Origin of the sequence: Sporolactobacillus laevolacticus DSM 442 (assembly GCF_000497245.1) — a bacterium.
Lineage (GTDB): Bacteria > Bacillota > Bacilli > Bacillales > Sporolactobacillaceae > Sporolactobacillus > Sporolactobacillus laevolacticus.
Window position 1 is genome coordinate 48,880 of sequence record NZ_AWTC01000021.1, and the last position, 11,373, is coordinate 60,252.

Consider the following 11,373-nt stretch of genomic DNA (forward strand, 5'->3'; position numbering starts at 1 on the left):
CATCTCCCTAAATTGGTTTCGGCTGGGTATAGACTCAGCAATACGATTTATAACTTAATATTAATACCAGGTGCTAATTTTTACAACTCTTTTCATTTATTTTGTTTAATGACTTGTGCGAGCGCTTCGCCAAAGGCTTTTGAGCTGCGCGTAATTTCCTGCAGGTTATTATCCACGCCGCCGATTTCAACGAGAATCGCGTTCTTTGACAAATCCTGATTATAGATTCCGTTTCCTTCAAGCTTGGTCTTGCCAACAATGCCGCGCACAAGATCCGGATATTTTTTGTCGATCTGATTTTTGACTTGTTTGGCTAAATAGAGATTAGCCGAATAATTCGGATTTGCTTCCCCAATAATGATGCTGATCCGCGCATAAGATGTGCTGCCAATGTTCATGGTCGTAACGCTCCTGCCTGATGAATCTCTGTGGATATCGATCAAATAATTAAGTGTTGGCGTCTGCTTGAGCGCATCCTGGACAATGATTCTAGATTTCGCGTACGCTTCATTGTACCCCCAGCCCTGTTTGTACTTGTGTATATAGCCCACACCATTTTCACTCAACGTTTTCCCTATTATGTCAGCATCTTTTGCGACACTTTTCAATGGGTCGGTATAGGTCGAATCCTGGCCGCTGTTCATTGGCTTATAGGATTCCCAAGGGTGCGTATGGTAGAGAAGCACTACTTTTTTCAACTTCTGATCAGGTACATCTTTAGCATTTTCTTGAGGAGTTTTTTCCTTTGGTGGTTCAATATTAATTTCAGGAGACGGCGGATTATCTTTAGGCAGATTTGTATAATTCAATCCTTTTCCGGCTATGAAAATCCTTGTGTTGTAAATGGTAAAACCGGGCAATTCCGAACCGAAAAGACTGCGGTTATCGTCAAATCGGAGTTCAGTCATTGCTTCAAATAAGAGATGATAGACAGTCTTTGGGCGATCTTGTTTTTTTATCGCCTGATTAAAGAGAACATTTTCATTTCCGAACGTTTCGGTAAGTAAAACTTTTGCAGGCCAATCCGCTTTTTGTAAAGTGTCCTCTATGAAACCTATTTTTACTTGGCTGACCGTAACAAGGATGGCTAGCCCGTAAATCAGGATCAGGACAAAGAGATAGTGGAACAACAGACTATGGTTGATCGATGATTGTGTTGAATGTGGCGATTTTAATTTCTTCATACTTGTCCCTCCCCATCATCTGAAAGATTCATGCTGCTCTATTAATCTATGAGAGAGAGGGCGGAAGATAGACTTATTTTTTTAGTGAGCCATCTTTTTTCTGTACGATCATTGGCATCTGGTTTTAGAATCATGACTGGTATTGTAAATTTGAATTTACAATTCTTTTACATTGCGCGTCTTGTTCCAAAGCTGTAATCCTTTAATACTTAAAATGTAGGAAAGAACGTATACGACTATCGGAGGGTTACGTTTGAAGAACAACTTTAGAAAATGGTCAAGCTGGCGGCATCTGACCATAAGCCAGAAGTTTTCACTCAGTTTATGGATTGTTTTGCTACTGATGCTTGTTTCCGCAATCATCTCCACACTTCTGCTTTATCTCACGCTACAGCGGGCGGAGGATGCACGGGTAGAAGGAGAGCGTGCTGCTCAGATTACAGAGGTCGGTTCATTATTTCGTTCTAAAGACTCACGCGTTGTAGATTACTTGCTAAATCCAGGTGATCAGGCTGTAAAGCTTTACTCACAAGATCAGTTGAAACTGACACAGGCAGAAAAGAAATTAAAGCCTTATATGAAAACGAAGCAACAGAAAGAATGGTTTTCGCAGATTATGAGTTACGACGCGCGCACATTCAATCTTTTTCAAACTGAATTTGTGCCGGCAGTACTGATGAATGACAAACAAAAGACAATGGATATTCGCAAGGAGCAGAACCTGATTCAAGAGAAGACGATAAAATTAGTAGAGCATTTGAGGAATTCTGTGATTCGTGAAGAACAGCAGGCGATGGAAAACGTCCAAAAGCAAGTGTGGGGAGCCATACTCTTCTTAGCAGCGAGTGTGGTCTTGTCCATTATGCTGAGCGCAGGAATTACCTGGATGATTAGGCGTCAGATCAAAGGTTCTTTCCAGCGCGTCATTGCCACAACCAACATGATTGCATCCGGTGATTTGCGCGGAAATGAGCAAGCCATACATAACAAAGATGAACTTGGATTGATTGCAGAATCTATCGAAAAAATGAAGATTAATCTACTCAATATGATTCAAGCGATTGTCCAAGCAGCTGAAATGACAAAAAAAAGCGGAGGGACACTAATCCGATCAACACAATCCATCTCCAAGGAAAGCGAAGAGATGGTACATGTGATGAATCAGCTTTCTACTGGCCTGGAAACGCAAGCGGACAATACGAGCCATATTTCACAATTTACTGAAGAGTTCATGATACGGCTTGAACAAGAAGTGTCCACGCTAGCAAGTGTTCTCCAGAACGTATTATTCGCATCCGAACTGACAGAAAAAGGCAAAGCACAAATTGACCAATCAAAGAAAAATATGAACCAAATTGAATCAAGCGTTCTAAATGCATCGGAAAATATGGCCAGATTTAAGAACCGAATGAGTGATCTGTCGCGATTGGTCGAAATTATTGATCAGATCGCCAGTCAAACGAATCTTCTTGCCTTGAACGCGACTATTGAATCGGCTCGGTCCGGTGAAGCAGGAAAAGGATTCAGTATCATTGCCGAATCGATTCGGAAGCTCTCCATCCAAACGTCAAATTCTGCTAAAGATATGACAAATATGCTTCATGGTGTTCAAACAGGTTCTGAATCTGTTGAAAATGCTCTTTTAGAAAGTTGTGACCATGTGCGGACAGGCGTAAAGCAGATTTCACTCACCGGTGAAGCTTTTATTTCAATTAACAAGGAGGCACAGATGATTGGGGAAAGCATGAAGGAATTGTCAAATAGACTTCATGAGGTCAGCAGCATAGGCAATCAAATGAAGCAGTCCATTGACGCAGTTGCTGCAGTTTCTCAGGAATCTTCTGCGAGTGTCGATCAAGTCAATCAATCAATGGGACGTGTCGAAGAGACAATGGATGGATTGCTGAATGAAGCACAAGAACTTGCAAATACATCCGATAAATTTGAACAGCTGATTAAGCATTTTAAAATTTAAATCGATGTAGGATTACATGTTCTGGACATGCGCTATTATATTCGATTGCTAAGCTAGGAAAAAAACAGAGCTTAATTAAGTTTTGGTGTGAAGTTAATTATCACTCTCTTTGAAAAGAGAAAAAGCGTTCCGCAATGTTGGGAACGCTTTTTCTCTTATTCTTTTACTACTTACTGAATCGCAGCTGCCTGCATATCGTCAACAAGCGTGCCCACATAAGCTACAGCTCGGCGGATTGTCACCGGATTTAAAATATCAACATGTGCTTTTTCAATCAATTTTTGTGGTGTCAATCTGCCGCCTTCCTTAAGCACAGACAGCCACCGATCAACTGCTGGCTGTCCTTCCTCAGTAATTTGACCCGCGACCGCCGTCGCAACGGTCAAGCCAGCTGAGTAGGTGTAAGAATACAAGCCTGAATAATAGTGAGGCTGGCGCATCCAAGTTAATCCGTCACGATCTTCAAGCTGAACCGCGTCCCCCCAAAAACCAGCAAGTGTTTCGTTAAAGAGCTCCGTCAATTTTGAAGCGGTCAACGCTTCACCCGTTTCAGCCAGTCGAAAAACTTTACGCTGATAGACACCTTCAAGTAAATGTGTGACGAAGTTATGGTAATAGGTACTCAGCAATCGTTCTGTAACAGAGCGTTTTAATTCATCTGAAGTTGCATTTTTCTTCAAATACTGTGCAAGAATCAGTTCATTGATTGTCGAAGGAGCTTCGATAAAGAACAGGGAAGGGCGGTAATTAGCCATTTTCTGATATTTTTGGGCGAGCATGAGATGGCCGGCGTGACCTAATTCATGGGCAAGCGTCAAAATGTTACGAATGTCACCTGTCCAGGTCATTAATATATAAGAATGAATGCCGTAGGGCGAGGAACAGAATCCTCCGGTTGATTTGCCGATATTGTCACCATAGTCAACCCAACGGCTATTTAAGCCTTCTTCGATAATGGCATGATATTCAGGTCCCATGATTTTCAATGCCTCGAGAATTGCAGCTTTACTTTCTTCAAAGGTCGTTTGTGGGCCGGTTGAATCGATAGGTGCGAGCAGATCGGCATAGGTCATGCGATCAAGTCCGAGCGCTTGACGTTTCAACTCAGCATAGCGCTGCATATGAGGAGCCAATTCCTTGTAGATAATATCAAGCTGATGATTATACATCGTTTCGCTGACTTGCTGACGCTGAAGCAAGTATTCCGTTGCTGTACGGTAGCCACGCAACTTGGCTATTGCCACTGTTTTCGCAACCTCTGCTGCGTAAACGGATGCAAACGTGTTCTTATACGCGTCCAGTGTTTTTGTGAACGAGTCATATGCTTTTCGTCTTAGCTCAGTGTCTTGTGTTGACGCATAACTATTCTCATAAAGCGTAAAGGACATTGGCAAGGTTTTACCGTTCCCATCCTTTACAGGAAGAAACTGCATGTCGGCAAGCTTGCTGCGTGCGTAAATCGTATATGGAGCATCAAGAACTTCGGACAAAGCTTTGATCGTTTTCTCAGCTTCCGGATGCAGACGGTAAGGTTTAAGCGCGAATAATTTGGTGAAATAAGGACGGTATTCTGCAAGTTCCGTGGTCTCGCGCTCCAATGCATTCAACCGTTCTTCATCTAAATCCATAAACTCGTCCTCAAAGAAAGAGAGTGTTGTTTCGATTTGAGCGCTTGCCGCATCCACTCGAGCGGCATCCGCCTGATTCTCGGGATCACTGCTGTCTGCTGATTGCTTCAAGCTCACGTAGGCGGATAAGCGCCACAAACGGGCGGAAAAGTCAAAGTACTCTTCTAATGCATGGAAAAGGGACGGTCCGTTTGTTAATAATTTTCCTTTTTCATTCGCCAACTGATCTGCCATTTTTAATAAATCGTCCAATTCTGCCAAGAAATCATCCCGTGTTTGAAATAGATCGACAAGATTCCATGTTTTTTCAGTCGGTACCTGGTTTCGTTGCAGTCTTTGATCCATATCCATCCCCCAATTCATTATGATTGATCTCATTTTACCATAATGTACCTTTTCTGATTCTTGAAAGGCATTAAGAAACCTAAAGTCCTGTGAGAAAGAATATTAGACTTAAATAGCTTATCAATATATACTTACTTACATAAAGTAATAACCAATAAAAGCATATCTAAACTATAACTAAAACGAAACAGGAGGGGTCATGATGAATTTTCATGAATATCCAAATACCTATGTAGATCAAGTAAATGTTTATGTAAATAACTTGGAACGCTCTAAAGATTTTTACTCTGGGATGCTCGGGTTGCATGTGATAAAAGAAAATAAACGCGCCATTACATTTTCAGCAAATGGAAAAGATCCTTTGATCACGGTTGAACAGCCACAGGGCGTTTTGCCGCTTATCCGCCGAAGCGCAGGTCTTTATCATTTTGCCTTGTTACTCCCGTCTAGAAAAGACTTGGCTGCGGTTACCGCTCACTTAATGAAAGAAGGCTATCCACTTGTCGGGGGTGCGGATCACGCAGTCAGTGAAGCTCTTTATCTTGAAGATCCGGATGGAAACGGCATTGAAATCTACCGTGACCGGCCATCAGATCAGTGGAAGTGGGAAAATGGCACGGTATTCATGCCAACCGAAGCAATGGATGAACATCTGTTAGACGAATTGGATGGAGAAGCATGGACTGGTCTCCCTGAAGGAACAATAATGGGACACCTTCATTTGCAAGTAGCTGATCTAAAAGCGACTGAGCAATTTTATGTCGAAGGACTTGGTTTTAATCTTGTAGCAAAATACGGTGCATATGCCGACTTTATTTCAACTGGAGGCTATCACCATCATATCGGGCTCAATGTCTGGAACAGCAGAGGCATCCCTGTCCAAGAAGGGGTACATGTCGGCATGAACTACTTCCGCCTCGTTTTTCCTAGTGAAGAGGAGAGAAAAGAAGTAATCGAACGTTTAGAAAAGATGGATGCTGTCGTGGAAGAAACTGATGACCGGTTATTTGCCAAAGATCCTTCCGGAATCAAATTTGAGCTAACTAATTAATTAACACCCAATAGGAAAAAGCCGCCTGTATTAATGGGCGGCTTTTATATGGTAAAAAAACTCATAAATTATTGCAATTCCGTATCGGATTCTGCTGGGGTGTGAATGTCCACTAATCGTTGGTAAAACGTTGCATAAGAAGCATTGATGTATGGGATAAGCCATAGGTAAAACCACACGGTTCCTAATATTCCGAGGACAAGGAAAACAATGCTGATGACCGCCATTTGAAAAGTCATTAGCAGTGCAAAAGCGATAATCCCTATGATAATTGGGGCAGCTGTAAGAAGCGCCCAGCCAATAAAGCTTAGTCCAAGTAGGAAGAATTTCCACTTATAACCCTTCATCAATAACTTGCTTTCTTTAATCGCTTTTCCTGCTGAATACTCCGGATGATCCTTAAGTACAAAAAAAGTTTGAGAATAAGACAAGCCCTTTATAATGCCCGGTACGATAAGCAAAAGTAACCATAAGAGAACTAAAATAAATTGAATGATAGACGTCCAAATCAATTTGAATACGAGTTTCCCTTTTTGATAGATTGTGAAAATAGATGAAATTTTAGGTTCTTCTTCACGAATTAAATTGAGAAAAAACCAAGTTGAGGCAATGTTCAACGGAATCAATACGATGATATAAATGAATTGAAAGATAGAGGACGATATTGAGGTATCCGTCCGATCCAACCAGTTCGAGAAGCCCCCAGACAGCACAATGTCAGCAATATTAGGAGGCACCGCTGAGATCAACAACTGGATGAAGATAAAGAGCCCTGCTAAAACAGCATAGCCTTTGAGCGATGATCTTGCATCATCTTTAATTTCTGAAATTCGCATAAAAGTGAAAACCCCTCCTAGGAAAAATTATTTTTGTTTCATTGTACCATATTCATCCAGGAATCTAATTCAGTACACATATTTTTTACTGTTTATTTACTCATGCTCAACGAGAAAACAGCAATGCAAAAGACGATGAACCGGTGATGGATGCCGCAAGCGTCCATTCTCTCACTTTTTTTGGAAGAAGACGAAAGAAGAGCGAAATTTTCAAAATGATATTGTTTTACTTGGCAGAAGTATGCTTCTACGGTCAAAAAACAAGGCAGCACTTTATTTAAACCGTACAAAAGTTACAAGAAGTGGGGTTCCAAAAAGTAATTTTTTGTATTAGTCTTTAAAAGACTCTATTTGTATTGATCAACGGAAAACAGAGTTTTGAGTCATTTAATATATTTAAATAACACATGGAATAGGGGAGACATTCATGAAAAACAGATATTCCCTAACCGCATTGAGTCTATATATCAACTATCTCATACACGGTGTCGGATTAATTATATTGGCCCAAAATATGGAGTTTCTGGCCAAACAGTGGCATACAAGCACACTGACAGCCGCAATCGTTGTGTCTGCACTCGGGATTGGCAAATTAATCGCTGTCACTGTTTCCGGAAAGCTGTCAGATATTTGGGGAAGAAAACGATCAATTATCTTAGGCATGATTCTCTATCTCGTTTTCTTTTGTGGAATATTAATCAGCCCAAATGCGCAAATTGCCTATCTGTTTGGATTTCTAGGTGGCGCCGCGAATTCTTTTCTAGATACAGGCACCTATCCGGCACTAATGGAAGCCTTTCCGAGGAACGCGGCATCAGCTACCATCATTGTTAAAGCGTTCATGCAAGCCGGACAATTTGTTTTACCTTTTTTTATCGGTTTTCTCATTGTCCATCAGTTATGGTACGGATACAGTTTCATCGTTGTAGCGGTTGTATTACTGGTCAATCTCTTATTAATCTCTGTATGCAAATTTCCAGCATCGAGTGCATTAATGGAACATCGTGATCGAAAACAGAGTGGGGAATTAACGAGAAAAAAATATACATTTTCTTCTGATGAACTATTACTGATTCTATTCGGAGCAATCGCACAAATTCTTCTCTACATATTAAATAACTGGCTTGCGGTGTATGGCACCGAAGTGGTTCATATGAGCAGTGATTTGGGAAGAAAATTGGTCAGCTACGCAAGTATTGGCGCAATCGTTTGTGTGCTGGTGACCTTTTGGTTTAGTAAGAGGGGTGTCAGTACAAGTAAAATCGTGATTGTTTATACTTTTTCTTCAACGGTGCTGTCCTTGTTATTATGGTTGATTCATCAGCCGGTGCTCACGATTGTCGGCTCTATCCTTCTAGGCTATTTTTCATGTGGGGGACTCATTCAACTCGGTTTGACGCTGCTGGCATTTGTATCTGATCGAGGAAAAGGGTTAATTACCAGTCTGTACAATATATCTGAAGCGATTGCGTACTTTCTCATTCCGTTTCTCGTCAGTTTTGCCGCAGAAAAAGGAGCACAAAATACCTTCTTGATCAATGCACTGTTTGCTTTCGCAGGTTGCATCATGGTACTCGTTGTTTACCGACGCTATAAGGGCAAAATCAAAGGAATATAACGGAAACACGTTGGACCGTATTTAAGATTAAATGGAGTTAAAGAGATACATTTCATTCGGGCATTTCTTTTGTTGATGGTAAATGATAGAATTTCATTATCATAGTGGAACGGAGTGATGCCATTGAAAAGTAGAAATGGGTCTGACACAGCTGAGGTGATTCTAAATTAAGCGAGGGAGATTGAAACAATCATGCAAGGACATTTATTTACCGGACAATTAGTTAAGCTCACTGCCTATAAGGCGGAAGACATTGCTGTTATGGAAAAGTGGCATGAAGATGATGTTTATCTTCGAAACGTGGATACAGACATCGCTTTTCCAAAATCAAAAAGTGAAATAGAATCAGATCTTAAGAGTCATTCGAACTCTTTTGAATTTGCATTGAGAAATTTGGACAAAGATGAACTTATTGGTTTTGTCGCCATTCACAGTATCGAATGGAATAACCAGAAAGGACTTTTGGCGATCGGTATCGGAGAAGCAAAGAATCGCAATAAAGGCTATGGTTCGGATGCCTTAAAAGTCATCCTGCGTTATGCCTTTCATGAACTAAATTTGAATCGTGTCGGTCTAGATGTCATCGAATATAACCCCGGTGGCGTTCGTGCTTATGAGAAAGCAGGATTTAAACACGAAGGGCGACTGCGTTCCGCTGTTAACCGTGACGGGAAGTTTTATGATCTCTTAAACATGGGCATTTTGCGTTCAGAATGGACGGGCGCAGAATATAGTGAACTTGATGTTGTTAAGTAAAGATTATTAAAATAAAGAGGGTGTCTCAAAAGGCCATTTTTTGACTATGAGACACCCTTTCTATAAGCTAAGAAAGCACAACATCTGAAGCATAAGTTATGAATCAAGCGCGCAGGAAGAGTGATCTATTTGTAATGGTTACGAACATTTTACCTGATCTGATCTTTAGAAAATCTCATTGTATTAATCACCATTTACTTGGTCACTTGCTCTTCCTGAGCAAATGTTTTGATTCTGTTTTCAATGTATGCCGTCACGCACTTTCTGAAACACTGTCCATGGTGAACCTGAAAATAATACGAATCAATTATTCTCATTATATAGAAGTCATTGGCTTTTTTTCATATAATGAGCAGTGGGGCAAAAGCAACTTCTTCCATTAAATCGGCAATATCATAATTACTAACGATTTATTCATGATACAATAACTGTCTTTTTGCAAAGAGGGGGACATTCATTTGGGTGATGTACATACTTTAAACAAGACCGAATTGGTTGAACTTTATTCGAGATTAGAAGAAAAATATGGTGAATTTAAGAACAAGAATCTTTCATTAGATATGTCTCGCGGAAAGCCAAGTCCAGATCAGCTTGATCTTTCATCAGGTCTTTTTGACATTTTGAACACGCGCACGATGGACGTTGTTGATCACATTGACATTCGCAACTATGGAGGAGTAGACGGCATACAAGAAGCAAAAGACTTGTTTGCTGAAATCCTTCATGTTCGTCCTACGGAAGTCATTGTTGGCGGCAATTCAAGTCTGACAATCATGTATGACACGATTTCAAGGGCATTGCTTAAGGGTGTTATTGACAGTGATAGCCCATGGGAAAAATTGCCAAAAGTAAAATTTTTGTGCCCAAGTCCTGGTTATGATCGGCATTTTGCGATTTGCGAATCGCTTAATATTGAAATGATCACCATTGATATGCTTGATGACGGACCGGATATGAATAAAATTGAAGAACTTGTCAGCAAGGATGATGCGATAAAAGGAATCTGGTGTGTTCCAAAATATAGCAACCCTGAAGGAATTATATACAGTGACGAAGTCGTTAACCGCTTTGCAACAATGGAAACAAAAGCAAAAGATTTTAAAATTTTCTGGGATGACGCCTACACAGTACATCATTTAACGAATGAACAACCGCATTTAAAGAATATATTGCAAGCATGCAAGGATGCAGGGCACCCCAATCGGGTTTTTATCTTCGCATCGACATCAAAAATAACATTCCCAGGTTCCGGTGTAGCGGCAATGGCGGCAAGCGAAGAAAACATTCAATTTATCCTGAAACAACTTTCTGCGCAAACAATCGGGCCAGATAAGATTAATCAATTACGGCATGTTCGTTTTTTGAAAAATTTAGATCATATCAATGAACATATGAAAAAACACGCAGAATTAATTAAACCCAAGTTTGATCTTGTTTTGCTTGAACTTGATTCACAATTACGCGATAATAATATTGCTTCATGGAGTAAGCCAAAAGGCGGCTATTTTATCAGTTTAAACACACTAGATGGTTGTGCAGCCGAAGTGGTTAAGCGCGCAGCGGAAGCCGGAGTAAAATTAACAAAAGCAGGGGCGACTTTTCCGTATGGTAAAGATCCAAGAGATCGAAACATTCGAATTGCCCCAACATACCCGTCGATAGCAGAATTGAAAGTGGCAATTGACGTATTATGCTTGTGTGTACAAATGGTGAGTATAAAGAAACTGTTGAACGATTAATGGATTCAGGAACTAAAGGCATAAATAGATGGCAAAATCGGATCAAGAAAAGGTAAATTTTTTCGCGTGATTCAAGTATTATTTATGAGTAAATTCTTGTTGGAAAATAATTACAAATAAAAAATTGGCCGACTTTTTAAAAGTCGGCTTATTATTTTATGGACTTTAGTCCGTTGAGCACGCGTAGCGTGCGAAACAAAAAACCACCCGCTATGCGGGTGGAAGACAAGTCGTTATACAG

At 40.5% G+C, this 11,373-nt stretch carries 8 protein-coding genes; 5 read left to right on the forward strand and 3 right to left on the reverse strand.

Annotated elements, in window-relative coordinates; all coding sequences use genetic code 11:
* Nucleotides 1–92 precede the first annotated feature (92 nt).
* Nucleotides 93–1,184, reverse strand: a complete 1,092-nt coding sequence (gene spoIIP / locus P343_RS34780; protein WP_023511537.1) for a stage II sporulation protein P — start codon at nucleotides 1,182–1,184, stop codon at nucleotides 93–95.
* A 253-nt stretch (nucleotides 1,185–1,437) separates the two neighbouring features.
* On the opposite strand from spoIIP, the gene P343_RS34785 reads away from it, so the two are divergent.
* Nucleotides 1,438–3,159, forward strand: a complete 1,722-nt coding sequence (locus P343_RS34785; RefSeq protein WP_023511538.1) for a methyl-accepting chemotaxis protein — start codon at nucleotides 1,438–1,440, stop codon at nucleotides 3,157–3,159.
* 170 nt (nucleotides 3,160–3,329) lie between these two features.
* Here P343_RS34785 and pepF read toward each other — a convergent pair whose 3' ends face one another.
* A complete protein-coding gene (gene pepF, locus P343_RS34790; RefSeq protein ID WP_023511539.1) occupies nucleotides 3,330–5,132 on the reverse strand; it encodes an oligoendopeptidase F in 1,803 nt (600 codons plus the stop codon).
* A 202-nt stretch (nucleotides 5,133–5,334) separates the two neighbouring features.
* Here pepF and P343_RS34795 point away from each other — a divergent pair, with 202 nt between their 5' ends.
* Complete coding sequence (locus P343_RS34795) at nucleotides 5,335–6,183, forward strand: VOC family protein (protein WP_023511540.1); 849 nt, start codon at nucleotides 5,335–5,337, stop codon at nucleotides 6,181–6,183.
* 68 nt (nucleotides 6,184–6,251) lie between these two features.
* Here the strand turns inward: P343_RS34795 and P343_RS34800 are convergent, their stop codons facing one another.
* Nucleotides 6,252–7,019, reverse strand: a complete 768-nt coding sequence (locus tag P343_RS34800) for a DUF975 family protein (RefSeq protein WP_023511541.1) — start codon at nucleotides 7,017–7,019, stop codon at nucleotides 6,252–6,254.
* Nucleotides 7,020–7,446: 427 nt separating this feature from the next.
* Between P343_RS34800 and P343_RS34805 the strand changes: the two genes are divergently transcribed.
* The 3 genes from P343_RS34805 (at nucleotide 7,447) to P343_RS34815 (ending at nucleotide 11,132) form a co-directional block, all read left to right on the forward strand.
* A complete protein-coding gene (locus P343_RS34805; RefSeq protein WP_023511542.1) occupies nucleotides 7,447–8,637 on the forward strand; it encodes an MFS transporter in 1,191 nt (396 codons plus the stop codon).
* 192 nt (nucleotides 8,638–8,829) lie between these two features.
* Nucleotides 8,830–9,393 (forward strand): GNAT family N-acetyltransferase, encoded by a 564-nt coding sequence (locus P343_RS34810; RefSeq protein WP_023511543.1) that lies wholly within the window; start codon nucleotides 8,830–8,832, stop codon nucleotides 9,391–9,393.
* Between the two features lie 458 nt (nucleotides 9,394–9,851).
* A complete protein-coding gene (locus P343_RS34815; RefSeq protein WP_023511544.1) occupies nucleotides 9,852–11,132 on the forward strand; it encodes an aspartate aminotransferase type Ic in 1,281 nt (426 codons plus the stop codon).
* The last annotated feature ends 241 nt before the right edge of the window (nucleotides 11,133–11,373 follow it).